We start from the raw sequence: 26232 nt of genomic DNA on the forward strand, positions 1-26232 counted from the left end.
GCTTGCTGGAAACCTTGTTGTTCATTCACGGGCGCACATGGTCGAAGCGCCACCGGGGGCCGAGCGAACCGGCGGGGCGTGGGCAGGCGCACGACGGCGAGCCGGAGACTCAGACGATGGGAAGCAGGAGCATGGAGCGACGTCCTGGCGTGCCCCGGCTGCTCCGGGAGATCAACGACCGGGCCGCCCTCGAACTGCTGCTCGCCTCGGGTCCCCTGACGCGCGGCCAGATCGGCGAGCTCACCGGCCTGTCCAAGGTCACCGCGTCCCAGACGCTGGCGCGTCTGGAGGAGCGCGGCCTGGTGGAGGTCGTGGGGGAGCAGGCGGGCAACCGGGGTCCCAACGCCGCGTTGTACGGCGTGATCGCCTCCTGCGCGTACGTCGCCGGGCTCGACGTGGGCCCCGACCGGGTGTCGGCGGCGATCGCCGACATCCACGGCGACGTGGTGGCCGAGGTGACGGCCTCCCCCGAGGGGCAGGACGACCCGGTGTCGCTCGTGCACACGGCTGTGGTGAAAGCCTGCAGGAGCGCGAAGGTGGCGCTGTCGCGGCTGCGTGGCGTCGTGATCGGCACGCCCGGCGTCGTGGACCCCCGCACCGGGGACGTGCGGTTCTCCTTCGACCTGCCGCAGTGGCACGAGGGCATCCACGAGGCGCTCGCGCGCGACCTGCGCCGGGACGTCACGATCGAGAACGACGTCAACCTCGCCGCGATCGCCGAACGCGCGAAGGGCGCCGCCCGGGAGGCGGACGACTTCGTGCTCGTGTGGGTGGGCCGGGGCATCGGCCTCGCCGTCGTGCTGGGCGGGCGGCTGCACCGCGGCCGCTCGGGCAGCGCCGGGGAGATCGGCTACCTCCCGGTGCCCGGGGTGCCGCTCGCCGACGACGTCAGGGCGGTTCCCGGGCGCCTGCCGTCGCTCGGGGGCGGCCTGCAGTCGCTGGTCAGCTCCGAGGCCGTCACCGAGCTGGCCCGTCAGCACGGCTTCGCCGGGGACACCGCCGCCGACTGCGTGACCGCGGCCGTCGCGGCCGGGGCCCCGGGCGAGGCGCTGCTCGACGAGGTCGCCTCCAGGCTCGCCCTCGGCGTGGCGTCGGTGTGCGTGGTGCTCGACCCCGGCCTCGTGGTGCTCGCCGGGGAGGTCTGCCGGGCCGGCGGGGTGGCGCTGACCGCCCGGGTGGAGGACGCGGTCGCGCGCATCTGCCCCGTCCCGCCGCAGGTCGTCACGAGCGGGGTGGAGGGCAATCCGGTGCTGCGCGGCGCCGTGCTCGCCGCGCTCGACCAGGCCCGCGAGGAGATCTTCACGGCATAGGGAGTGTCCTCCCGTCGGAGCCTTGCGATCGCAAAGCTCGTGACCCGCGTGTCCCGTCGCCCGCGAAGGCGATGTCGATGACTCCGCCTACCGGCGGAGTCCCTCCGTGGCGGCGACCTGGTGCCCGACGGCTACCCGGTCGCCTCCGCCGCCCGGCTCACGGGCGGGAGGAGCGCGGTGACCAAGGCAGCCTCGGGCATCGCACCGGCCCAGGACCGGCGCGCAGCGCGGCGCTCGGACGTACGACGGCGTCGCCGTCACATGCCGTGCGTGGAGTGGCCCGGCATGTCGCCCGTGGAGTCGCCCGAGGTGCCGCTCGTCGAGTGGCCCGGCATGTCGTCCATGTGGTGGCCGGGCACGTTTCCGTCCGCGTCGGTCACGTAGAACATCCCGGCCATCCCCATGTCGGAGTGGCTCTGCACGTGGCAGTGGTACATCCACATGCCGGGGCCGACGCGCTCGCCGGCGATCACCTGGAAGCCGAACGACTCGGCGGGTCCGGTGGTCTTGGTGTCGATGATCCGGCTGTGGTCCTTCGGGCCCTGCAGCAGGCCGGTGCGGTTGTCGGCCCAGCGGTGTCCGTGGATGTGGAACGTGTGGAAGAAGTTCCCGTGGGTGATCACGACGAACTCCACGCGCTCGCCGAGCTTGGCGGTGAAGTCGGGCGCCTGCGTGAGGTTGTTGGTCTTCACGTCGTTGAAGACGACGGTGAAGGTCTTGTCGGGCAGCACGTCGCCCGTCCGGCGTACCACCAGCGGCCCGTAGAGTCCGCGCAGGATGCCGCCGGTGCCGTGGTCGGTGCCCACGACGTGGTCGTGGTAGTGCCAGTAGCCCGCGCTGCCGGGCTCGATCGTGCCGTCCGGGCGGTCGATCTGGGCATGGGTGCGCCAGACGTAGGTGCGCCGCCCTCCCGGCTGCACGACGCTGTCGTTCATCCGCGTGCCGTCGCTGCTCGTCTCGTAGTCGACGCCGTGCACGTGCAGGCTGGCGGTCACGTCCGTGTTGTTGACCAGCTCGATCTCGAGGGTCTCACCCTCGATCATCTCGATGAGCGGCCCGGGGATGGTCGCCTTCCCGGGCTCCAGGCCGTAAGCCAGCTGACCGTCCGGCAGCTTCTCGGCGTAGAGGGTGATGCGGCGGACGTCGCCCGGCTCGCCCGCCGTCTTGCCCGCGGTCTTGTCCGTGGTCTTGTCCGTGGTCTTGCCCGCCGACGCCGCGTCGACCTGAGTCGCCAAGACGAACGGCGCGATCGTGGCGGCGGCCGCCGCGGCGGTGGCGGTGGTGGTGAAGGCGCGCCGGGAGAACAGGCGTCGCGTCACGTCAGTGCTTTTCTCGGTCATGGTTCCCAATCGGTGACGGTGCTCGCCTGGGTGCGGCGAGCTGAGGGGGGTCCGTGATGCCGGCGGCGAATCGGCGGCACGGCGTGGTGTCGGGATCTCGAGACCGGCCTGCGAAGCTTCGGTATGCCGGTCCGGAGGAATTCGCTCAGGTGGAAGGGGACTGTCGAACGCCGGATCAGCTGCAGCTGATCGCGGTGTAGGCGGTCTCGTAGGTCGAGGTGACCTGCTTGCCGTCGATCGTGGCGGTCCCCTTCACGGTCACCGTGCCGGCGTCGATACGGCCGGTCCGGGTGTTGAAGGACTGGTAGGCCTGCTTGCCCGGGGCCACGTCGGCCACCGTCTTGGAACCGTACGGAGTGGTCAGCGTGATCGTGGCCGGCACGCCGGAGTCGTTGACCGCCGTCACCGCCACGTACGCCGACGTGCCCACGCAGCGGGACGAGGCGGTGACGGTCAACGGGACCTGCTTACGCGCGTCGGTCACCGTGAACACGCCGGACATCCCCATGTCGGAGTAGCTCTGCACGTGGCAGTGGTACATCCACTTCCCGGGGCCGACGCGCTCGCCGGCGATCACCTGGAAGCCGAACGACTCGGCGGGTCCGGTGGTCTTGGTGTCGATGATCCGGCTCTCGTCCTCCGGGTCCTCCAGGAATCCGGTGCGGTTGTCGGCCCAGCGGTGTCCGTGGATGTGGAACGTGTGGAAGAAGTTCCCGTGGGTGATCACGATGAACTCCACGCGCTCGCCGAGGTCGGCGGTGAAGTCGGGCGCCTGCGTGAGGTTGTTGGTCTTCATGTCGTTGAAGACGACGGTGAAGGTCTTGTCGGGCAGCACGTCGCCCGTCCGGCGTACCACCAGCGGCCCGTAGAGTCCGCGCAGGATGCCGCCGGTGCCGTGGTCGGTGCCCACGACGTGGTCGTGGTAGTGCCAGTAGCCCGCGCTGCCGGGCAGGAAGGTGCCGTCCGGGCGGTCGATCTGGGCATGGGTGCGCCAGACGTAGGTGCGCCGCCCTCCCGGCTCCACCACGCTGTCGTTCATCCGCGTGCCGTCGCTGCTCGTCTCGTAGTCGACGCCGTGCACGTGCAGGCTGGCGGTCACGTCCGTGTTGTTGACCAGCTCGATCTCGAGGGTCTCACCCTCGATCATCTCGATGAGCGGCCCGGGGATGGTCGCCTTCCCGGGCTCCAGGCCGTAGCCCAACTCGTTGCCCGGAAGCTTCTCCACATAAAGGGTCATGCGGCGGACGTCGCCTTTCTCAGGCTCGCCCGTGACCTTGTCGCCCAATGCCGCGTTGGCCTGGCTCGTCCCGACCAGCGGTGCGATCGCGACGGTCGTCGCGGCCGTGGTGAAGGCGCGCCGGGAGAACAGGCCTCGCGTCGTACCCCTACCTACCTCGGTCATGGTTCCCCAATCCGGTCGTGACGCCTCGCAGCCGTGAGGCGGTGAGTGCTCATGATCCAGGCCCTGGCGGGCCGGTCGCAACGGCGTTACGTCTCGATGCCGGCCCGCCTAGGGGGAGCGACCCGGCTGGGATCGACCGTTGGAGCCAGCCAGCGAAGGCTTTCGACGCCGAAGCCTAAAGCTTTTGATTGAAGTAGGCGATAGTTCTATCAAGAAGTCAAGAACTAACGTTGTTGACAAGAGAACTTTGCCACGGGACTGGAAGAAGTGCGGTGAGGCTGCTACGTTGAGCACAAACCACCAATTTGACGCAACCGAATCAGCGCATTCCACAGCGTCCTGAGCATCACCAGTCCCGCCCACGCAACCCCTCCGAGACTCTCCCGAAAGGCTCAGCGGTGCTTCGGCGACACCCCCCACGGCCGACATCCGCCCTGCACGGCTCGCCCCCATTCGCTCTGGCGGGCCTGCGGCTCACACATGCCGGAACACGCCCCGGCGGCACCGCCGCCGGGTGTCGTCGGCATGACGTCTCCCCACCCTGAACCCGGCAAGACGAACCCTCGTCTCGGTCGCCGTCCGACGGGGCGGCCGACGACCGCTGCGCGCGATCAGCCGGGCGTCCGCGACGGCTCCGCGGCGCTCACCCACAGGCAGCGTGACGACACCCGCGGTGACACCCGCGGCAGTGCGACGAACGGCGATGCCGCACGGCCTGCGGGCGTCGCGGTGATCGCGCGGCTTCCCCCGAACTCCCGGTCGGGGCCGATTGGCAAGCGAGAGGAGAAGGGGATCGGTGAAACCCCGTGACCTCCGGCATCCGCGTGCCCGGTCGCCGCCGCGGTCGACCGAGCGACCTCCGCAAGGTGCTGATCCAACCCCCCAACCCGAAGGAGCGAACGATGGGTCGCAGAGACCTGCTCGTACACCCTCGACCACCAGCCTGGCGCCGTGCACTGATCACGGCGTCCACCGCCGTCCTGACGCTGGGACTGGCGACGGTCCCCGCCGCGCAGGCGCAGACCGCATCCGCCCTGGCGTTCCCCGCCCTGCAGGCGCAGGCCGACCCCACCCCTTCTCAGCAGGACGCCGACAAGTCGGTCGCCGTTCTGGTGTTTCACGGTCCGGCCAAGCAACAGGACGATCCGGTCGACAAGGCCGCGGAGGCCGTCAAGGAGCTGGGCAAGGACAACGGCTTCTCCGTCGAGGTGTCCGAGGACCCGGCCGTCTTCACCTCCGGCAACCTCGCGCGTTACCGCGGCGTGGTGTTCCTGTCGGCCAAGGGTGTGACGCTGAACGCCGCGCAGGAGGCCGCGTTCCAGACCTTCATCAGGGACGGCGGCGGGTTCGTCGGCGTCCACGACGCCGTTCGCGCGCAGGCGGACTCGGCCTGGTTCACGGAGCTGGTCGGCAGCCGCCCCGCCGGCAGTCTGCCGCCCGCCGAGAAGGTCGTGGAGATCGCGGCGAACGGTGACAACCCGCCGAACGAGAGCAAAGAGAAGCTGTTCGACGGGAACAACAACAGCAAGTGGCTGACGTTCAACCCGACCGGCTGGGTATCGGCGAAGCTGGAGCAGCCGAAGGCGATCGCGCACTACGCGCTGACCTCGGCCAACGACTTCCCCGGCCGTGACCCGAAGGATTGGACCCTGCAGGGCTCCCAGGACGGGAAGAGCTGGACGGACCTGGACAAGCGGAGCGGTCAGACGTTCCCGCAGCGGTTCCAGACCAAGGAATACAAGTTCGAGAACACCACCGCGTACGCGTACTACCGCCTGAACGTCACCGCGAACAGCGGTGAGCCACTCGTCCAGCTGGCCGAGCTGCGGTTGTTCGGACCCGACGCCGGGCCCCCGCCGGACAGCCAGGTGCAGAAGGCCACGGTGGACTTCACCGACCGCCAGCACCCGGCGAACAAGGGCCTGCCGTTCAACGCGACGCGGTCCGACAGGTGGATGAACTGGAGCCCGAACCCGCTGGGCAAGGTCCACACGGTCGCGCAGGTCGAGGAGTGGACCTACAAGGCGGGCCTGAACGGCAACGGCGCGTTCCACCCGATCTCGTGGTGCCGCGACTACGACGGCGGCCGGTCGTTCTACACCGGCATGGGCGGCACCGAGGAGAGCTACACCGAGGACGAGCAGTTCCAGAGCCACCTCGGTGGCGCGATCAAGTGGGCGGCCGGTCTGGTCCGCGGCGACTGTCAGGCGACCATCGCGGCGAACTACAAGACCGAGCGGCTGACCGCGCAGAACCAGTCGGGCCAGCTCGACCAGATCGGCGAGCCGCACGGCCTCACCGTCGCCCCTGACGGCAAGGTCTTCTATGTCGGCAAGGCGGCCTGCCCCAGCGGCCCGATCGCCGACTGGAACAACCCGAAGGTCGGCCTCGGCTGTGGCACGATCCACCAGTGGGACCCCAAGACCAAGCAGGTCAAGCTCCTCACCACCCTCGACGTGATGGGCAACCGCGGCAGCGGCGACGAGCTGGTGAAGAACGAGGAGGGTCTCCTCGGCATCACGCCCGACCCCAAGTTCCAGGACAACGGCTGGCTGTACGTCTACTGGATGCCGCACGAGTCGATCGACAGGGACAAGCGGATCGGCAAGCGGACCATCTCCCGGTTCACCTACGACTTCGCCGCCCAGACGATCGACCAGAAGACCCGCAAGGACCTGCTGCAGTGGGACACGCAGATCCACAGCTGCTGTCACGCGGGCGGCGGCATGACCTTCGACGAGGACGGCAACCTGTACGTCGCCTCCGGTGACAGCAACTCCTCGGGTGGATCGAGCGGATACTCCGGGAACAACTGGACCCAGGACTACAAGGGCACCTCGTTCCAGGACGCCCGGCGCACCGCCGGCAACACCAACGACCTGAACGGCAAGATCATCCGTATCCACCCGGAGGCCGACGGGACGTACACCATCCCGGAGGGCAACCTGTTCACCGGGAAGGAAGAGGGCGGCGGCAAGGCCCGCCCGGAGATCTACGTGATGGGTGTCCGCAACGTCACGCGACTCGCCTGGGACAAGAAGAACGACTGGCTCACCACCGGCTGGGTCGGTCCGGACGCGGGCGCCCCGAGTGAGACCTGGGGCCCGGCGAAGTACGAGACCGCGACGATCATCACGTCCGCGGGCAACCAGGGCTGGCCGTACTGCATGGGCAACAAGCAGCCCTACCGCGACCGCAGCAACACCGATGCCAGCCAGCCGGCGGGCTGGTACGACTGCGACGGCCTGAAGAACACCTCGCCGCGCAACACCGGCCTGGTCGACATCCCGGCGGCGCGCGACAACATGATCTGGTACTCGCCGCAGGGCGGCGGCCCGGTCTACCCGAAGCGGACCGACGGCAGCGGCCTGCCTACCTACAAGCTGGGCGACGAGACCCTCACCCAGCCCTACCTCACCGGCGGCGGCCAGGCGGTCATGCCCGGCCCGACCTACCACCGCGACGAGGTCGACACCGACAGCGGTGTCGCGTGGCCGGCGTACTGGGACAACAAGTGGTTCATCGGTGACGAGTCCAACGGGAACAACCGGATCGCGGTCACCGTCGACCCGAAGGGCGTCAAGGACGCCAAGCCGCCGGTCTTCGCCGAGGACCTGCGCGCCATCATCCAGCCCGGCGGCGGCAACACGCAGCTCCAGTCGTGGATGGACGCCAAGTTCGGCCCGGACGGCGCGCTGTACATGCTGGACTACGCCGGTGGCTTCTTCAGCCTCGACCGGAACCAGAAGCTGATCCGCATCTCCTACCAGGGTGGTCCGGCGACGCCGAACCCGAGCCTGGCGACGGCGCGGCCGGAGCGGCAGAGCGCGCCGAAGACCGTGGTGTTCTCCAGCACCCGGGCCGGCGGCGTGAAGTGGGAGTGGGACTTCGGCGACGGCAGCGAGCCGTCGACCGAGGCCGACCCGACGCACACGTACGCGAACTTCGGCACCTACAAGGCCAAGCTGAAGGTCACCTACGCCAACGGCGAGGTGGCGACCGGCGAGGTCGCCGTCGACATCGCCTGCCCGGCGCCCGACGCCCGGCCGACGGTCCGGCTGCTGGACACCGACACCGGCGTGGCCAACCGCGTCGTCGACGGCGGCTGCACGATCAACGACCTGATCGACGACGAGCGCACGTGGCCGAACCACGCCGAGTTCGTCAGCCACCTCACCGACATGGTGAACGAGCTCAGCAAGGCCGGCGTCATCGACGGCAAGGAGGCCACCGCGCTCAGCGATGCGGGGGCGAAGTCCGACATCGGCAAGGTGAACGGCTACGAGACCATCTTCGACGGGACGCCCGCGTCCCTGCAGGGTTGGAGCCAGGCACCGACCGGCCGGTTCAACCTGCAGCCGGACGGCACCCTCCGCACCTCCGGGGGGATGGGCATGCTGTGGTACTCGAAGAAGGCGTACGCCGACTTCTCGGTGAGGCTCCAGTTCCGTGACGTCGCACCCGGCACGGCTCGGGCCAACACCGGCGTGTTCGTCCGGTTCCCCGACCTGCGGACCCCGCTTGACCGGCGTCCGACCGGGAGCTGCGGCACGGTCGGGTCGGCCCGCACGTCGGAGGCCTGGGTCGCGGTCTACTGCGGCCACGAGATCCAGATCTACGACGGCGAGGCGGGCGAGTCGCAGAAGACGGGCTCGATCTACAACTTCCAGTCGAACACCCTCGACAAGGCGGGGGCGACCCCGAAGGGCCAGTGGAACGACTACGAGGTCCGGGTGGTCGGGCAGCACTACACGATCATCCGCAACGGCGTCGTGATCAACGAGTTCGACAACACCCCGGGCAAGAAGTCGTCGCGCGCCGGCGACCCGGACACGAGCTTGCGCCAGTTCATCAGCGGGTTCATCGGGCTGCAGAACCACAGCGACACCGACCTCGCGGAGTTCCGCAACATCCGGGTGCGGGAGCTCTAGGGAGAGTCTGACACGATCTAGTCCGGTAACGCCGGAAGCCGGGCGGGGGACTCCTCCGCCCGGCACCCCGCCCCATCCCCTCAGGTGGACCGAAGCCTCTCGGCCGCCGACACACGTTTTGCGAGGTGCGACCTCAGATGCGGATTGCATCGTTACTGGTAGGAAAATCACGGAGGGCGCTGGGCGTCACCGTGGCACTGCTGCTGTTGTGCGTGGCGCTTCCGGCGCTGTGGCTGTCGCCGGCGAAGGCCGCCGCGCCGCAGCCCGACCCCGGGCCGCAGGTCAACCAGGCCGCGGCACAGGTGCTCACGTGGACCGCCGACAACAGCATGACGGCGTACAAGACCGCGCCGACCACGGCGGTCGCGGGACCCACGACGATCGTCTTCGAGAACAGCATGGCGACCGGCAGCACGTTCGGGATGACGCACACGCTGACCTTCGACTCGACGTCGCCCGAATACAACAACGACGTCAAAGTCAACATCATCGCCAGCCCGTTCGACGTGAACGGCGGCCGGCACGAGGTTCAGGTGAACCTCACCCCTGGCACGTACCGCTTCTTCTGCGCGATCCCCGGTCACTCGGCGATGGTGGGTGAGCTCGTGGTCACCCCCGGCGGCCCCACCGACACGACCGCACCGCAGGTGTCCGCCAACGTGTCGGGCGAGAAGGACGCCGACGGCAACTACGTCGGTTCCGCGACGGTCACGGTATCGGCGACCGACAGCGAGTCGGGTGTGGACAAGGTGGAGTACGCCCTGGACGGCGGGGCGTTCACGACGTACTCGGCTCCGGTGTCGGTGAACCAGGTGGGCTCCCACACGGTGCAGTACCGGGCGACCGACAAGGCGGGCAACGCCTCGGCCGTGGCGTCGGTGTCGTTCAAGGTGGTCGCGCCGCCGGCCAAGGACACGACCGCGCCGACGGTGTCGGCGCAGGTGACGGGTGACAAGGACGGCGACGGCAACTACGTCGGCTCCGCCACTGTCACGATCACGGCGACCGACGGCGAGTCCGGGGTGGACACGACCGAGTACTCGATCGACGGGCAGCCGTTCGCGCTGTACACCAAGGCGCTCGAGGTGAACCAGCCGGGCAAGCACACCGTGAGCTACCGGGCCACCGACAAGGCCGGCAACACCTCCAACGTCGAATCGGTGGCCTTCACGGTCGCGGACTCGGGGCCGAAGGACACCACCCCGCCGACAGTGTCGGCGTCGGTGTCGGGCACCAAGGACGCCGACGGCAACTACGTGAGCTCCGCCACGGTGACGATCACCGCGACCGACACCGAGTCCGGCGTGGACAAGGTGGAGTACTCGCTGGACGACGGGGCGTTCCAGGCCTACACGGCTCCGGTGTCGGTTAACCAGGTCGGCAAGCACACGGTGCGGTACCGGGCCGCCGACAAGGCCGGCAACGCCTCGGAGGCGGGGTCGGTGACCTTCACCGTGGCGGCGCCGAGGCAGGACGACACCACCCCGCCGACGGTGTCGGGGCAGCTCACCGGCACCATGGACTGGGCCTGGAACTACGTGGGCTCGGCCACGCTGACGATCACCGCGACCGACTCCGGCTCCGGCGTGGACACGATCGAATACTCGGCCGACGGGCAGCCGTTCGCGCTGTACACCAAGCCGCTCGTGATCGACCAGCCGGGAGAGCACACCGTCAGCTACCGGGCCACCGACAAGGCGGGCAACACCTCCGACGTCGCCACCGCCACGTTCACGGTCGTCGTGGCGCCGCCGACCGCCAAGACGCCGCTGACCGTCACCGCCGCGTCCCGCTGCGTGGGCACGTCGGCGTACGTCGCGGTCACGGCGGTCAACGACGGCGATGTGCCGGCGACGATCGAGCTGAACACCCCGTTCGGCAAGAAGACCGTGGCGGACGTGGCTCCGGGCAAGCAGGCCTACCAGTCCTTCAACACCCGGGCCAAGCAGATCGACGCGGGCAAGGTCACCGTCACGGGGACCTCGTTCATCGACGGCAAGAAGGTCACCTCGTCCTACGAGGCCGACTACACCGCGGTCAGCTGCGGCTGACCGCATCGGCGGTGACCACGGTGGACGCCACTGTGTACGACACGGTGTACACGACACGGTGTACGCGCTGGGCGCCGCCACAGGAACGCAGTGAACAGGGGCCGGCCGACCAGCCGGCCGGCCCCGCCCCCCATTCACGGAGCGATCACATGAGAATCACCAGGACCACGCAGGTGCTCGCCGCGTCGGTGCTCGGCGTCGCGCTCGCCGGTGCCGGTCTGGCCGGTCCCGCGCTGGCCGACGACGAGCCCGGCAGCGGCATCGATGTGTCGGTGAACATCCAGCCCACCACCACGCCGGGTCAGCTGTCGATGACCGTGGCCGACAACAACGGGGTGTCCCTGCAGGAGAACGGCTCCGACGCCGCCGCCCGTCAGTTCACCGGCACCCTGCCGACGGTCACGGTGACCGACACCCGCACCCCCGAGGAGATCCCCGACGGGGAGTACTGGGCGGTCGTGGGCCAGGCCAGCCAGTTCGTCGCGGCCGACGACCCGGCCAAGACCATCGGCCCGGAGTACCTGGGCTGGAAGCCGCGTCTGCTGAGCGACTCCTCCACCGGTGCGGTCTCGGCCGGTGAGCCGGTCTCCAGTGTCATCTCCGACGGCACCGGGGCTCCCGAGGTGGGTCTGGAGGGCCAGGAGCTGCTGGTCTCGACCGCCAACTCCGCCGACGAGATCGGCACCTCGAAGGTCAACGCCGACCTCGCCCTGCGCACCGCCGTCGACGTCGCCGCCGGCGAGTACCACTCCACCCTGACCCTTTCGCTGTTCAACCAGTCCTGAACCGAGGACGCCGTCGCCCGCTGTGGACGTCCGGGACGTGTGCGAGTCCGGCACACGACCCGGACAGCCACCCGCGATCGACGCCGACGACGGCTACCTGACCGCCAAGGGACCACCGCTCAGCAGTTCCACCGCGGCCTGCGTGTTGGCGCGGGCCGCGCCGTACGTCGCGATGTAGGCCCCGGCGCCGGGCCGCCAGATCGGCAGGCCCATCTCCATCACGACGGCGTCAGGGCGGGCGGCGAGCAGCGCGGAGACCAGATCCCGGCTGGCCGGGTGCCGGTGGGCGTCCTTGACGATCACGATCAGCGAGCGGTCCCGCGCCCGGCCGAGAAGCGCCGCGGCGTCGGCCTCCTCCGGCGTGACCCGGACGATCTCGGCCTGCGGCAGCCACGGCGCGACGCCCCAGGGCACCTCGCCCACCGCGATCGTCGGCGGCGTGTCGACCTCGACCACGAACGGGTCGACCAGCGGCCCCGCCGAGCCCGTCAGCGACACGGCGCGGCGGGCGGCGTCGAGACCGGCGACATCGTCCTCCGCCACCTGCGTCCGTGCGGTCTCGAACCAGTCGCGCAGCCGTTCCACCCGCGCCGCCGCCTCCTCCAGCCGCTCGGCCGCGAGCCTGCCCTCGGCGACGGCGTCCACGATGTGGGCCACCATGTGCCGCACGTCCTCGGGCGTGGGCAGCGGCCCGAGGCACAGCATGTCGGCGCCCGCGGCCAGGGCCAGCACCGCGCCCTCCGCGAGCCCCACGCTCCGGCTGATCGCGTGCATGTCGAGGGCGTCGGTCAGCACGACGCCGTCGTAGCCCAGCTCGCGGCGCAGCAGCCGGGTGAGCGCCTCCCCGCTCAGCGTGGCGGGCCGGTCTCCGGTCAGCGCGGGGACCGCCACGTGCGCCGTCATGATCGATTTCGTGCCGGCCTCGATCGCCGCGCGGAAGGGGACGAGCTCACGCTCCCTGAGCAGGTCGAGCGAGGCGTCCACGATCGGGATCTCCAGGTGGGAGTCCTGGTGGGTGGCGCCGTGGCCGGGGAAGTGCTTGACGCAGGCGGCGATCCCCGCCGACTGCAGGCCGCGTACGGCGGCGACCGTGTGCCGTGCCACGAGGCCGGGTGACGAGCCGAACGACCGGGTGCCGATGATCGGGTTGTCGTCGGCGGTGTTGACGTCGGCCACCGGGCCCATGTCGAGGTTCACCCCGCAGCGCACCAGGTCGGCGGCCATCGCGCGGTAGACCCGCTCGGTCAGGTGGACGTCGTCGACCGCGCCGAGCGCCGCGTTGCCCGGGTAGGCGCTCCCGGTGTGGTAGGCCAGCCGGGTGACGTCGCCGCCCTCCTCGTCCAGGGAGACGATCGGGCGTCCCGCCTGGTTCAGGCGGGCGACGAGCGCGGCGACCTGCTCGCCGCCGGCGACGTTGGATCCGAAGAGGCAGACGCCGCCCAGGCCGTCCTCCAGGCCGCGCATGACCCACTCCGGCGCGGTCGTGCCCCGGAACGAGATCAGCAGTGCGCCCGCCGCGAGCCGGTGCAGGCCCGGGTCGCCGGTACGCGTGGACAGGTCGGCGGCCCCCGCCAGGGGGTCGCGGGTGGCGGACATGGTGTCGCGGCTCCTTAGGTGACAGTGCGGGGGAGGGCGCGCGGGCACGGCCTGTACGGCCACCGTGCGCGGTGGTCGTACAGGCGGCCGTACGAGGGGGGATGCCGGTGGCGGCGGGGTTATCCCTTGACCGCGCCCGCGACGAGGCCGGAGACCATCCGTCGCTGGACCAGCAGGAAGAAGACGAGGACCGGGATGGTCATCAGGGTCGAGGCGGCCATGATGCCGCCCCAGTCGGTCGACCGCTGGCCGACGAAGAACTGCAGCGCGACCGGCATCGTGTACTTGCCCTGGTCGCTGATGAGGGTGAGGGCGTAGACGAACTCGTTCCAGGTGGTGATGAACGCGAAGATGCTGGTGGCGACGAGGCCGGGCGCGACCAGCGGGAACAGCACCCGCCAGAACGTGGTGAACCGGCCCGCGCCGTCGATCCAGGAGGCCTCCTCCAGCTCCTTGGGAACGGCCGCGACGAACGTGCGCAGCATCCAGACCGAGAACGGCAGCGTCAGGCCGACGTTGATGACGATCAGGCCGAGCATCTGGTCGTACAGACCGAGCCGCTTGACCATCGTGAACAGCGGGATCAGCAGCGCCTCGGCGGGCACCATCTGCACGATCAGCAGCAGGATCAGGAACGAGGTGCGGAACCGGAAGCGGAACCTGGCCACAGCGGTCGCCGCGAGCAGCGCGAAGACCGCGCCGAGCACGACGGCGCTGAGCGCCACGAGCGTGCTGTTGAGCAGGTACTGCCAGATGGAGTGGCCGGCGACGCCCTTGGTGAAGACCCGCGAGACGTGGTCCATCGAGGGCGGGCTGGGGAACGGGATGAAGCTCGTGGTGAAGATCTGGTCGTTCGGCTTGAAGGCCGTGGCGACCATCCAGTAGACGGGGAAGACCGCGAAGAGGAACACCGCGATCCCGGCCGTGTTCAGCGCGGCCTGTCCGAGCCTCCTGCGCGCGAGCGGGCTCATCGGATGTCGTCCTCCGTCTTCACGATCTGACGCACGTACACGAAGGTGATCAGCAGCAGGATCACGGTCAGCACGACCGCGATGGCGGCGCCCAGGCCCATCTTCGGCGGGCTGCTGAACGCCTCGGCGTAGCTCCACAGCGACAGGTTGAACGCGTCGCGGTTCACCGTGCCGCCGGCCAGCAGGTAGAGCTGGGTGAAGACCTTGAAGTCCCAGATGATCGACAGCACGACCAGCACCGAGAACACCGGCTTCAGCAGCGGGAAGGTGATCTTCCGGAACGTGGTGACCGCGCCCGAGCCGTCCATCTTCGCCGCCTCGTACAGCTCCGAGGGGATGCTCTTGAGCCCCGCGAGCACCGACACCGCGATGAACGGGAACGACGCCCAGAGCACGGTCACGATGAACACGAAGTAGAGCGTGAGCGTGTCGTTGAACCACGGGAACCCGCTCCAGTCGGCGCGGCCGAACAACAGGTTCGACAGCCAGTCGGGCAGGAGGTTCAGCGCCCAGTTGACGACGCCCGAGTCGGAGTCGAACAGCCACTTCCACACGATGGCCTGAGCGGTCGGCGGAGTGGCCCAGGCGGCCATGATGCCGACGACCACGAAGGTCGACATCTTCGGGCCGAGCTTGTTGAGCAGCATGCCGACGAGGGTCCCGAGGACGAGCGTCAGCGTGACGGTCACGACGGCGAAGACCACGGTGTTGCGCAGCGACGACCAGAACAGGTCCGAGCCGAAGATCTGCGAGTAGTTGTCCATGCCGACGAACTCGGCCGGCGCGGGGTTGACGGCCTTGATCTGCCTGAGCCCCACCTTGTGGAAGGACATCTCGACCATCTGGTACAGCGGGTAGAGCACCAGGGCCCCGATGACCAGGAGGCCGGGCAGGATCAGGACGTAGGGGACCGCCCCGGTGGGCAGTCCCGTCCTGCGCGCCCGCTTGCGACTGCGCCGCGGGGCGGAGGTGTCGGCTCCGCCCCGGGCGAGGGTTGGCGTCTGAGTCATGATCTACTGGTTGAGGATCGTCTCAAGCTCGGTGTTCGCGTCCGTGAGAGCCTGGTCGACGCTCTTCTTGCCCTCGATCACCTCACGCGCCGCGTTCTGCAGCACGGCCTTGGTGTCGTTGGCCTCCGCCCAGTTGGGGCTGGCCGGGAAGCCCTTGGCGACCTTGAAGGTGTCCGTGAACGGCTTCTGGGCGGGGTCGCTGCCCAGCTCCGCGAGCGCGTCGGGGTAGAGCGGGAGCAGGCCGCCCTCCTTGGCGTACCGGACGCCGAACTCCTTGCCCGCGGCGAGCTTGACGTACTCGAGGGCGAGCTCGGGGTTCTTGGCGTCCTTCCAGACGGCGATGTCGTTGCCGCCCTGGAAGGCCGGAGCCGGGCCGGAGCCGTCCTTGGCGGGCAGCGAGAAGAAGCCCATCTTCGACTCGTCGACCTTGCCCTTGCTCTGCTCCTTGATGGCGGCGATGTCCCACCCGCCGGTGACGTACATGCCGACCTTGCCGGCGGCGAAGCGCTGGGCGATGTCGACCGAGTTCTGGGTCAGGCGGCCCTTGCCGGACACGCCGTCCTTGGCGACCAGGTCCGTGTAGAACTGGAAGCCCTCCTTGAAGCCCGGCTGGGTGAGCTGGCCCACCCACTTGCCGCCCTCGAACTTGGCGAAGTCGCCACCGGCGGACCAGACGAACGGCGACAGGGACATGTTCGCGTCGGAGCCGCCGTTGAAGGCGAAGCCGTCCACGTCCTTGCCCTGCTCGTCCACGAGCTTCTTGGCCGCGGCCCGCAGGTCGTCCCAGGTCTTCGGGATCTCGATGCCGAGCTTGTCGAACCAGTCCTTGCGGTACAGCACCGCGCGGGTGCCGCCGCCCCACGGCACGGCGTAGACCTTGCCGTCGATCGTCTCGTAGCTCCACAGGTTCTGCGGGATCTGCTGGAGCTCGGTGTCGTTCTTGACGGCGTCGGTGATGTCGGCGAGCGCGTCCTGCGCCACCCACGCGGCGACCTGGTCGTTGCCGAACTCGGTGACGTCCGGGCCCTCGCCGCCGGCGAGCGCGGTGGTCCACTTCTTCTGGGCGTCGGGCCAGGGAATCCACTGGACCTTCGCCTCGGCGCCCGTCTTCTCCTTGAACTCGGCGTTCAGGTCGTCCATGTACTTGGTGAAGACGTCGGTGGGGGCACCGAGTCGCCACACGGTAAGAGTCTGGCCGGCGAACTTGGGACCGCTGGCGGCCGCGGAGGCCGCCGGAGCGGTCGTGCTTCCGGAGTCGTCGCTTCCGCAAGCGGCGAGTCCCAGGGCCAGGGCGGCGGTCGCGGTGGTCGCGGCCGCGATCTTAGCGATCTTCACGGTGGGTCTCTCCCTTCCCGGCTTCGCGTCGGGGGTGCGCCTCATGGGGGGTGTCGGCGGGCCGCTCACCTGCTGGAAGGCGCTCTCCTTTCGGTCGGCGCTCATGGCGTCCCGAGGCTGATCGGTTGCCTCCGGGCTGGCACGCGATAAACTAACAAGAAACTTTCTTATAAAAAAGACCGCGTTAGCGGATCGTGACGAGAGGGGAACCTGCCGGTGCCTCAACGACCGGGTACGCCTCGGCTGCTACGGCAGATCAACGACCGCGCGGCACTCGAACTCCTCATCTCCAGGGGCCCGCTCACCAGGGCCGAGTTGGGAGAGCTTACCGGGCTGTCCAAGGTCACATCCGGCCAGCTTCTGGCCCGGCTGGAGACGCGCGGGCTGGTCGCGGCCGCGGGGGAGCGCCCCGGCGGGCGCGGTCCCAACGCCGCGTTGTACGGGGTCAACCCCTCCAGCGCGTACGTCGCCGGCCTGGAGGTGCTGCCGGACAGCGTCACGGCCGCGGTCGCCGACATCACGGGCACGGTCGTCGCCCAGGTGACCGTGGACCCGACCGAGGCCCGTGACCCCGTGCGCATCGTCCACGAGGCCGTCCAGCGGGCCTGCGGGACCGCCGGGATAGAACTGGCCCGGCTGCGCTGCTTCGTCATCGGCACGCGCGGAGTGGTGGACCCGGTCACCGGCGACGTGCGGTACTCGGTCGACCTGCCGACCTGGCACGTCGGCATCCTGGCCGGGCTGCGCACCCTGCTCGGCGAGTGCGTGATCATCGAGAACGACGTCAACCTGGCGGCCCTCGCCGAGCAGACGTACGGCGCCGCGCGGGGCGCCGACGACTTCGTGATCCTGTGGACGGGCGTGGGCCAGGGCCTCGGCGTCATGCTCGGCAACCGGCTGCACCGCGGCATCACCGGCGGCGCGGGCGAGATCGGCTGGCTGCCCGTCCCCGGGGAGCCGCTGCCGAGCGAGGTCACCGCGCCGCAGACCGGTTCCTTCCAGCGCCTCGTCGGAGGAGAGGCGCTGCGGAACCTCGCCCGCACGCACGGCGTCGCCGGCGCCGATGTCCGGGACCCCGGGGTGGCCGGCCTGGTCCGCACGGCCATCGACGCCGGCAACGAGGCCTTCGTCGAGGACCTGGCCGGACGGCTCGCGGTCGGGGTGGCGGCGGTCGCCGTGGTCCTCGACCCGGGACTCGTCGTGCTCGGCGGTGACGTGGGCAGGGCCGGTGGGACCCACCTCGCGGAGCGCGTCGAGGAGGCGGTGGCCCGGGTGTGCCCGAGCCGCCCCACAGTGGTGGCGACCGGAGTGGAGGGCAATCCCGTTCTCATGGGTGCGATCGTCGCGGCACTCGACCGAGCGCGTGAAGAGGTCTTTTCGGACACGGTCTGACGGCCGGCCGAATCGTCATGCCCGGCCCTCCGCCGTGATCGCTCCGCCGCACCAGGCGGCCCCGTGCGCGGCGGCCCGCCACACCCCGCCGCACCCGCCGCCGTCCACGCCGCGTGAGCCGTGCCGGTTCACGCCTCCACCGGCGCGACCGCGTGGTGCGACGGGGCGAGCGTGCTCGTGGACACGCCGCGCCCGGGCCGGCTGTGGAACGTCCGGCGGTATTCCATCGGGGTCACGCCGACCGACCTGTTGAAATGGTGCCGTAGGTTTCCCGCCGTGCCCATGCCGCACAAGCGGCTGACGCGCTCTATCGGCAGGTCGGTCGTCTCCAGGAGGCGCCGGGCCCGCGCGAGGCGCTGGGCGTGCAGCCACCGCAGGGGCGTCGTGCCGGTGGCCGCGTGGAACCACCTGACCAGGGTGCGCGTGCTCACCGATGCCCACGCGGCCATCTGCGCGACGGTGAGCTGCTGGTGCAGGTGTTCGAGCGCCCACTGGAGGACGGGGGCCAGCCCGTCCTCGCCGGAAGGGGGAACCGGAGCCTCGACGTACTGCGCCTGCCCGCCGGGCCGATGAGCGGGCACGACCATGCGCCGGGCGACCTGATTGGCGATCTCGGCGCCGAGGTCGGTGCGGACGAGATGCAGGCACAGGTCGATTCCCGCGCTGCGTCCGGCGCTGGTGAGCACGTCGCCCTCGTCCACGTAGAGGACGGCGGGGTCGACCCGCACCTGGGGATGACGCGCGCTGAGGATGGCGGTGTACATCCAGTGAGTGGTGGCCCGCCGTCCGTCCAGCAGTCCCGCCGCGGCCAGGACGAAGGCGCCCGTGCACAGCGAGACGATCCGGGCGCCGTTCGCGTGCGCCGTCCGCAGTGCTTCCGGCAGCCCCGAGTCGTCCATGCGGGCCGTGTCGCCCGCGAGCACGTCGTCCGCCGGGATCGCCGGAACCACCACCGTGCCGGCGGTGCCGAGGGCGCGGAAATCGTAGGGCGTGTGCAGCGCGAACCCGTTCTGCATACGTGTCGTCCCGGGCCGGGCCGCGCACAGCCGCAACTCGTACCAGGGATCGGCGAGCTCGCGGCGCTCGGTTCCGAAGATCTCACAGGCGATGGACAGCTCGAATATCGGCATGCCCGCGGTGACGGCGAGGGCCACGATGCCGGGATCGGCGCTCATGCGCTCACCATAGCGGCAGGATTTTGACGGACAGCGGCAGTTCTGCCACTCGTTCGCGCGCTGCGCCCCGGTCACGCTGATGAGCGTGAACAACGCGACTTCCACTGCTCCGTCCACAAGACGGCCGGCGTTCGCCCTGACGGCGGGGGTCATCGGGCTCTGCCTCGCCGCGTCGGCCGTGCCGTCTCCGCTGTACAGGCTGTACGCGGCCCGATGGCACTTGCAGACCTCCACGGTGACCCTGATCTATGCGACGTACTGCCTCGGGGTGCTGGCCTCGCTGCTGGCCTTCGGCCGGGTCTCCGACACCTGGGGTCGCCGGCCGGTCATCGTGACCGGCCTGGCCGGCCTGCTCGCCTCGATGGGCCTGTTCGCGTACGCGTCCGGCGCGGCCTGGCTGTTCGCCGCCCGCGCTGTGCAGGGGCTGGCCACCGGCATCGCGATCAGCGCGTCCGGCGCGGCCCTGCTCGAGTTGCGCCAGGGTCGCGATCCGGGCGCGGCCAGTCTCTACAACGTCGTCGCCAGCGCCCTGGGCGTCGGGGCCGGCGGCCTGCTCGGCGCGGTGCTCCTGCAGTTCGCGCCGGGGCCGTTGGTCACTCCGTTCGTGGTGCTCGCCGCGCTGGTCATCGTTCTGCTCCTGGGCATGACGGCGGTCCCCGAGACCGTGGCACAGGAGTCGCGTTCCGGGTTCCGGATCGCGGCACCGGGTGTGCCACGGCAGATTCTCGCGCCGTTCGTCCTCGCGGGCCTCGCGATCATCTGCGCCTGGTCGATCATCGGCATCTACCTGGGGCTCGCCGGGACGCTGGCCCCCGCTCTCCTCCACACCACGAGCCCGCTCGCGGCCGGCCTGGCCATCCTGGCTCTGGGGGGCGCATCGGCGGTGCCGCCCCTGGTCGCGCGGGCGCTGCCCCCGGCCGTCCAGATCGTCTGGGGGACGCTCGCGCTCATCGGCGGCATCGCGTCGATGTCCTGGTCGTTGTCCGCCGACAGCGCTGTGTCGTTCGTCGCGGCCAGCGTGGTGATCGGTATCGGCGTCGGCTTCGCGATGTTCGGCGCACTGCGCACCGTCGGCGCTGCCGCGCCCCCAGGAGGCCGGGCTCAGGTCATGGCCGCCTTCTACGTCGTCGCCTACGCCGCGATCTCACTGCCCGCCGTCGCCGCGGGCTTCGTCGTGCACCGGCTGGGAGCGGCGGCGACGTTCCAGATCTTCGGCGCGGGCATCGTCGTCGTCTCCGCCGGCACCCTGCTGCCGGCCGTGGCGCGGCACCGTGCCCAGAAGCGGGCCGCGGGCGTCACCACGTCGGCCGGCTCCCGGTCAACCGCGGATACGCAGGCCACGGGGAGTGGGGTGGAATCCGGCGGCTTCCAGGGCCTCCGCCAGGGGTGAGTCGGTGATGGCGGTGCCGTCGGCCCGCTCCACCGTGAGCTTCCCCAGGGCTCCCCCCTTCACGGCGACGGCCAGGGCCTGCACGGCGGGCCGCAGGTCCTCCTCCGACCCGAACGAGAGCAGGGTCTTCCCGCCGCGCTCGACGTAGAGGATCAGCTCGCCCTCCACCAGCACCACCAGCGCGCCGGCCTTCCGGCCCGGCTTGTGGCTCACGTCGTCCGTACGGTCCGGCCAGGGCAGGGCCGCGCCGTACGGGTTGGCGGGGTCGGTCGCCGCGAGCACGACCGCATGGCGGGGCGGCGGCGGGGCGGGGGCCGACCACAGGTCCTCGGCCGGAGCGGGACGGGTGGACGACATGGCGCGCATGCGGTCGACCGCGCCCGGCAGGGCGAACTGGGCGGCGCCCAGACCCTCGACGAAGTAGCCCCGGCGGCACCGGCCGCTCTCCTCGAAGGCGCGCAGCACCTGGTAGACGGCGGAGAACCCGCCCGGCAGGCGCTCGGCCGTGACGCCGCCCCTGGTCAGCACGCCGTGCCGTTCCAGCAGGACCTCGGCCTGCGCGTGGGCCCGCTGGGTGGCGTCGGCCGAGGGCGCGGGCAGCAGCCACCATCGGCCGCTCACGGTCGGCGGGCCGCTTCTTGTCGGCAGCACCGCGCGGCGGCGCCGGGTCGCGGCCGGGCGATGTGCGGGCCGTCCGGTGCCCAGCGTCGCGCGCAGCGGGGCGAGCGTGTCGCCGGTGATCCGGCCCGACCAGACGAGGTCCCACAGCGCCGCCGCGAGCGTCATGTCGTCCGGCATCGCGACGGCGGCGCTCGCCGCCGTGCCGGCGGCGCCGGGCTGTCCGGAGGGCGTCCCCGCGGTGCCGGGTCGCGTCGTGGCGCCGGGCTGTGCTGCGGGGACCCCCGTGGCGCCGGGCTGTGCGGAGAGCGTTCCCGCCGTGCCGGTGGTGCGGCCGAGGATCCTTGCTCGGCGGGCCGAGGCGGCGTCCGGGCCCGGCGGCGCCGTGCCCTCGCCGAGCGCCGCCGCCGCGATGCGGCTGGACAGCTCACGGAAGAACAGCGCACCGCCTCCGCCGAGGATCTCCAGGATCTGCTCGTGCAGCGGAGTCATGGTGATCTCGGCTGGCGTGGGAAGCAGCAGGGGCGCGGTGTCGGCGAAGTAGAGGCCGACCCATCCGTCGCCGCCGGGCAGCGAGCCCTGGCCTACCCAGACGACCTCGCCGGACGAGGTCAGCTCGTCGAGCAGGGCGGGGCTGTATCCGGGCACCCGCGCAGGCAGCACCAGCGACTCCAGCGCGGAGGCGGGGACGGTCGCTCCCTGCAACCGTTCGATCGCCGTGATCAGAGCGTCCATGGCCCGCGCGGAGCCGTGGCCCGCCTGCCGCCCAGGACCCGCGTGCCCCCCCTCGGACCCCGCGAGCCCGGTCCTGCCGCCGTTCCCGCCGGGCCCGCCACCGGTCGGCGTGACGCTCTGCGAGGCGATGCCGTGCCACGCGGGCAGGAACGCCGCGAGCGTCTCCGGGGGGACCGGTTCGACCTCCTTGCGGAGCCGCGCCAGCGACCGGCGCCGCAGCAGCCGCAGCACTCCGGCGTCGCACCACTCCTCGCCCCGGCCTCCGGGGCGGAACTCGCCCGAGACCACCCTGCCCGCCGCCGCGAGGCGGCGCAGCGCGTCGTCCACCACCGCGACGCCCATCCCGAAGCGCGCGGCGGCCGTGCCGGAGGAGAACGGCCCACGGGTGCGCGCGTGCCGTGCGACCAGGTCGCCGAGCGGATCGGGGGCGGCGTGCGTGCCGCCCGGTCCGCCGGGCCCGCCTGCGAGCGGTGCTTCGAGGAACTCGTGTGGAACGCCCACCGGCAACGGCACTCCGAGCGCGTCACGCAGGCGCCAGGCGTCCTCGACGGCGGCCCATTGCTCCAGGCCCGCCACGCGCACCCGGATGGCCCGGCGTGCCCGCTCGAGGCCGGCGAGCCAGGAGGGGTCGCCCTCGCGGATCGAGACGTCCTGGGCGAGCAGCGGGCCGTGCGAGCGCAGCAGGTCGGCGAGGTCCTCGGCGTCACGCAGCGGCCTGTCCAGCCGTGCCAGCTCCCGCTCGGTCTCCGCCACGACATCCGGGTCGAGCAGCTCCCGCAGGTCGGCCTGTCCCATGAGCTCGGCGAGGAGCGCGGTGTCGAGGGCGAGCGCCTGCGCCCGCCGCTCGGCCAGCGGCGCGTCACCCTCGTACATGAACGCGCCGATGTAGTTGAACAGCAGCGACGCCGCGAACGGGGACGCCTGGGCGGTCTCCACCTCGACCACCCGCACCCGCCGGGCGGCCACGTCCCGCATGAGCTCCAGGAGGCCCGGCACGTCGAAGACGTCCTGCAGGCACTCGCGCATCGTCTCCAGCACCACCGGGAACCCGGCGTACTTGCTCGCGACGCCGAGCAGATGGGCCGCCCGCTGGCGCTGCTGCCACAGCGGGCTGCGCCTGCCGGGCGTACGGCGGGGGAGCAGCAGTGCCCGCCCGGCGCACTCACGGAACCGGGAGGCGAACAGGGCCGAGCCGCCCAGCTCCTCGACCACGACCTGCTCGATCTCCTCGGCGTCGAAGACCGCGACGTCGGTCGGCGCCTCCTCGAAGGTGTCGGGCACGCGCAGCACGATGCCGTCGTCGGAGTGGACGGCCTGGACGTCGACGCCGTACCGCTCGCGCAGCCGACGTCCGATGGCGAGCGCCCAAGGGGCGTGGACCCGCGCGCCGAAGGGGGAGTGGATCACCACGCGCCAGTCGCCCAGCTCGTCGCGGAACCGCTCGACCACGAGCGTGCGGTCGTCGGGCACATAGCCCGTCGCCTCCCGCTGCTCGGTCAGGTAGGCGAGCAGGTTGCCGGCGGCGTAGTCGTCGAGGCCCGCCGCGCGGATCCGCCCGAGCGCCTTCGCCGCGTCGCCCCGGCCACCCGCTCCGGCCGCCGACAGCTCGCGGAGGAACGCGCCGATCGCCCGGCCCAGCTCGGCGGGGCGGCCCGGCGCGTCGCCGTGCCAGAAGGGCAGCTTGCCCGGCTGCCCGGGCGCGGGGGAGACCAGGACCCGGTCGGCGGTGATGTCCTCGATGCGCCACGAGGTCGCGCCCAGCACGAACACGTCGCCGACGCGGGACTCGTAGACCATCTCCTCGTCCAGCTCGCCGACGCGCGACGCCTTGTCGCCCACCAGGAACACGCCGAACAACCCGCGGTCGGGGATGGTGCCCCCGTTCGTCACCGCCAGGCGCTGGGCCCCGGGGCGGCCCTGAAGGGTGCCGGTCACCCGGTCCCACACGATGCGCGGCCGCAGCTCGGCGAACTCCTCGCTCGGGTAGCGCCCGGCGAGCATGTCGAGCGTCGCCTCCAGCGCGCCGCGCGGCAGCGTGGCGTACGGCGCGGCCCGGCGCACCACCGCCTCCAGCGAGTCGACCGTCCACTCGTCGAGCGAGGTCATCGCGACGATCTGCTGGGCCAGCACGTCGAGGGGATTGCGCGGATAGCGGATCTCCTCGATCCGTCCCGTCCGCATGCGCTCGGCCACGACGGCCGTCTGCACCAGGTCTCCCCGGTACTTGGGGAAGATCACTCCTCGGGACACGGCCCCGACCTGATGCCCGGCGCGGCCGATGCGCTGCAGCCCGCTCGCCACGCTGGGCGGCGCCTCGACGCAGGCGACCAGATCGACCGAGCCCATGTCGATGCCGAGCTCCAGGCTGGATGTGGCGACCACCGCGGGCAGGCGGCCCGACTTCAGCGCCTCCTCGATCTGGGACCGCTCCTCCTTCGAGACGGAGCCGTGGTGCGCCCGCACCACCTCGGGCAGCGCGCCGCCCGAGACCCCCGCCTGGGCCATGTACTCCGACGGCATGACGGCCGGGCCGCCGTGCCGGGCGTCCACGCGTCCGTCCCCGCGCTCAACCTGCGGGAGCAGGGCATCCGGCTGTGGCCCGTCCGTCCGCCCGGCCTCGCCGTGCCCGGTGGCCACGCGTCCGTCGTCCGGCGGTGCGGCGATCACGTGCTGGGTGTCCGTGAGCCGCGGATCCGGTGGCGAGGCGTCGGTCTGCCCGGTGTCCGTGCGCGGGGGGCCGGGCAGGTCGCGCCGGTCCGACCACTGCGCGTGCAACTCCTCGAAGGCCTCCGACCAGTGGGCCGGACCCCCCGCGCCCGGATCCTCGCTCCGCGCGGGTGCGGCCCGCCGTTCCCAGGCGAGCTCGTTGAGCCGGGTGCACAGGCGCTCCGACAGCCGCCGCGAGTTGGCGAAGACGATCGTGGACCGATGAGCCTCGATCAGGTCGAGAAGGTGCTCCTCGACATGCGGCCAGATGCTCCTGCGGTGCTCCGGCGACTCGCCGTCCGCGCCCGGCGGCGGCGGCGCGAGCTCGGTCATGTCCTCGACCGGGACCACGACGTCGACCTCGATGACCTTCTCGGAGGGCGGCTGCACGACCGTGGCCGGGCGGGTCCCGCCGAGGAACGTCGCCACCTCCTCCACCGGCCGTACGGTCGCCGACAGCCCGATGCGCTGGGCCGGAGCGGGCAGCAGGGCGTCGAGCCGCTCGAGCGTCAGGGCGAGGTGCGCCCCGCGCTTGGTCCCCGCGACGGCGTGGACCTCGTCCACGATCACGGTCTGCACGCCGCGCAGCGCCTCGCGCGCCTGCGAGGTGAGGATCAGGAACAGGGACTCGGGAGTGGTGATCAGGATGTCGGAGGGACGCGCGGCGAACCGGCGCCGGTCCTCTGCCGCGGTGTCCCCGGAGCGGATGGCCACCGAGATGTCGGGGGCGGGCAGGCCCATCCGCAGCGCCGTCTGCCGGATGCCGGTGAGCGGGGCCCGCAGGTTGCGCTCGACGTCGACCGCGAGCGCCTTCAACGGCGAGACGTACACGACCCGGCACGGCCGGGGCGGCTCCCCGTCGGCCTTACGGCCGCGTCGCGCGCCACGTCGGCCACCGGGCCGCTCGCCGTGCCGCCCGGCCTCGGACCCGCCGTGGCGCTCCTGCCGCGCCGCCATGCCCGCCGCGGCGTCCGCCGCCATGCCCGCCGGCGCGGAAGGGCCGGCCGTGTGCTCGACGGCGAGGCGGTCGATGGCCCACAGAAAGGCCGCGAGCGTCTTTCCCGACCCGGTGGGTGCGACCACGAGCGTGTTCTCGCCCCGCGCGATCGACGACCAGGCGCCCTCCTGAGCGGCGGTCGGCGTCGCGAAGGCGCCGGCGAACCACTCCCTGGTCACCGGGCTGAAGCCGTCGAGCGAACCCACCTGCCCATCATGCATCCCGCCACCGACAGAAAACGCCGCGAGCCATCCCGCCGCCAGGTGAGAGGCAAGTGCGGGGCAAGCCGGCCCCGGCAGGCTGATCTCCGTACGACACGACTCCACCTACGACGGAGGGAACACGACATGTTCGGCAGGAGAATCCGCACCGACCGGCAGGACCTCGCCCACCAGGCCCGCCAGGCCCACCAGGTCCGGTACGAGGCGATGCGAGCGGAACGCGCGGAGTGGATCGGATGGCGAAAATGGCTGCTTCCCTGACCCGGA

15 protein-coding genes are annotated in these 26232 nt (G+C 71.3%); 7 read left to right on the top strand and 8 right to left on the bottom strand.

The window, feature by feature from the left end; translation table 11 throughout:
* Nucleotides 1-131: 131 nt before the first annotated feature.
* Entirely contained in the window at nucleotides 132-1310 is a 1179-nt protein-coding gene (locus ACWEQG_RS01065) for an ROK family transcriptional regulator (RefSeq protein WP_452280615.1), read from the top strand.
* A gap of 257 nt (nucleotides 1311-1567) precedes the next feature.
* Here ACWEQG_RS01065 and ACWEQG_RS01070 read toward each other — a convergent pair whose 3' ends face one another.
* The gene (locus ACWEQG_RS01070; protein WP_452280616.1) at nucleotides 1568-2629 is read right to left on the bottom strand and encodes a multicopper oxidase domain-containing protein; all 1062 of its coding nucleotides are present in this window, start codon (nucleotides 2627-2629) and stop codon (nucleotides 1568-1570) included.
* A gap of 196 nt (nucleotides 2630-2825) precedes the next feature.
* Complete coding sequence (locus ACWEQG_RS01075; protein WP_452280617.1) at nucleotides 2826-4052, bottom strand: multicopper oxidase domain-containing protein; 1227 nt, start codon at nucleotides 4050-4052, stop codon at nucleotides 2826-2828.
* Between the two features lie 902 nt (nucleotides 4053-4954).
* Here ACWEQG_RS01075 and ACWEQG_RS01080 point away from each other — a divergent pair.
* The 3 genes from ACWEQG_RS01080 to ACWEQG_RS01090 all read left to right on the top strand — a co-directional run bounded on the left by ACWEQG_RS01080 (nucleotide 4955) and on the right by ACWEQG_RS01090 (nucleotide 11819).
* Entirely contained in the window at nucleotides 4955-8983 is a 4029-nt protein-coding gene (locus ACWEQG_RS01080) for a ThuA domain-containing protein (protein WP_452280618.1), read from the top strand.
* Between the two features lie 191 nt (nucleotides 8984-9174).
* Nucleotides 9175-11034, top strand: coding sequence for an OmpL47-type beta-barrel domain-containing protein (locus ACWEQG_RS01085; protein WP_452280619.1), 1860 nt, complete (start codon nucleotides 9175-9177; stop codon nucleotides 11032-11034).
* 149 nt (nucleotides 11035-11183) lie between these two features.
* On the top strand, nucleotides 11184-11819 hold the full coding sequence (locus ACWEQG_RS01090; protein WP_452280620.1) for a hypothetical protein: 636 nt from the start codon (nucleotides 11184-11186) through the stop codon (nucleotides 11817-11819).
* Between the two features lie 93 nt (nucleotides 11820-11912).
* On the opposite strand, the gene ACWEQG_RS01095 is transcribed toward ACWEQG_RS01090, so the two are convergent.
* The 4 genes from ACWEQG_RS01095 to ACWEQG_RS01110 all read right to left on the bottom strand — a co-directional run bounded on the left by ACWEQG_RS01095 (nucleotide 11913) and on the right by ACWEQG_RS01110 (nucleotide 16731).
* Nucleotides 11913-13415, bottom strand: coding sequence for a glycoside hydrolase family 3 protein (locus ACWEQG_RS01095; RefSeq protein WP_452280621.1), 1503 nt, complete (start codon nucleotides 13413-13415; stop codon nucleotides 11913-11915).
* A 119-nt stretch (nucleotides 13416-13534) separates the two neighbouring features.
* Nucleotides 13535-14386 carry a carbohydrate ABC transporter permease gene (locus ACWEQG_RS01100; protein ID WP_363471702.1) on the bottom strand — a complete coding sequence of 284 codons (852 nt, stop codon included), beginning with the start codon at nucleotides 14384-14386 and terminating at the stop codon, nucleotides 13535-13537.
* The gene (locus ACWEQG_RS01105; protein WP_452280622.1) at nucleotides 14383-15396 is read right to left on the bottom strand and encodes a carbohydrate ABC transporter permease; all 1014 of its coding nucleotides are present in this window, start codon (nucleotides 15394-15396) and stop codon (nucleotides 14383-14385) included. The genes ACWEQG_RS01100 and ACWEQG_RS01105 overlap by 4 nt, the downstream gene beginning before the upstream one ends.
* 3 nt (nucleotides 15397-15399) lie before the next feature.
* Nucleotides 15400-16731 carry a sugar ABC transporter substrate-binding protein gene (locus tag ACWEQG_RS01110; RefSeq protein WP_452280623.1) on the bottom strand — a complete coding sequence of 444 codons (1332 nt, stop codon included), beginning with the start codon at nucleotides 16729-16731 and terminating at the stop codon, nucleotides 15400-15402.
* Between the two features lie 216 nt (nucleotides 16732-16947).
* Between ACWEQG_RS01110 and ACWEQG_RS01115 the strand changes: the two genes are divergently transcribed.
* On the top strand, nucleotides 16948-18123 hold the full coding sequence (locus tag ACWEQG_RS01115; RefSeq protein ID WP_452280624.1) for an ROK family transcriptional regulator: 1176 nt from the start codon (nucleotides 16948-16950) through the stop codon (nucleotides 18121-18123).
* Between the two features lie 128 nt (nucleotides 18124-18251).
* Here the strand turns inward: ACWEQG_RS01115 and ACWEQG_RS01120 are convergent, their stop codons facing one another.
* On the bottom strand, nucleotides 18252-19298 hold the full coding sequence (locus tag ACWEQG_RS01120) for a helix-turn-helix domain-containing protein (RefSeq protein ID WP_452280625.1): 1047 nt from the start codon (nucleotides 19296-19298) through the stop codon (nucleotides 18252-18254).
* Nucleotides 19299-19383: 85 nt separating this feature from the next.
* Here ACWEQG_RS01120 and ACWEQG_RS01125 point away from each other — a divergent pair, with 85 nt between their 5' ends.
* Nucleotides 19384-20688 (top strand): MFS transporter, encoded by a 1305-nt coding sequence (locus ACWEQG_RS01125; protein ID WP_452280626.1) that lies wholly within the window; start codon nucleotides 19384-19386, stop codon nucleotides 20686-20688.
* On the opposite strand, the gene ACWEQG_RS01130 is transcribed toward ACWEQG_RS01125, so the two are convergent.
* Nucleotides 20617-25965 (bottom strand): Lhr family helicase, encoded by a 5349-nt coding sequence (locus ACWEQG_RS01130; protein WP_452280627.1) that lies wholly within the window; start codon nucleotides 25963-25965, stop codon nucleotides 20617-20619. The two genes, ACWEQG_RS01125 and ACWEQG_RS01130, sit on opposite strands and share 72 nt — an antisense overlap.
* Nucleotides 25966-26091: 126 nt before the next feature.
* Between ACWEQG_RS01130 and ACWEQG_RS01135 the strand changes: the two genes are divergently transcribed.
* Nucleotides 26092-26226: a hypothetical protein gene (locus tag ACWEQG_RS01135; RefSeq protein WP_452280628.1), complete on the top strand. Its 135-nt coding sequence runs from the start codon at nucleotides 26092-26094 to the stop codon at nucleotides 26224-26226.
* The last annotated feature ends 6 nt before the right edge of the window (nucleotides 26227-26232 follow it).

The organism is Microbispora sp. NPDC004025 (assembly GCF_053604425.1).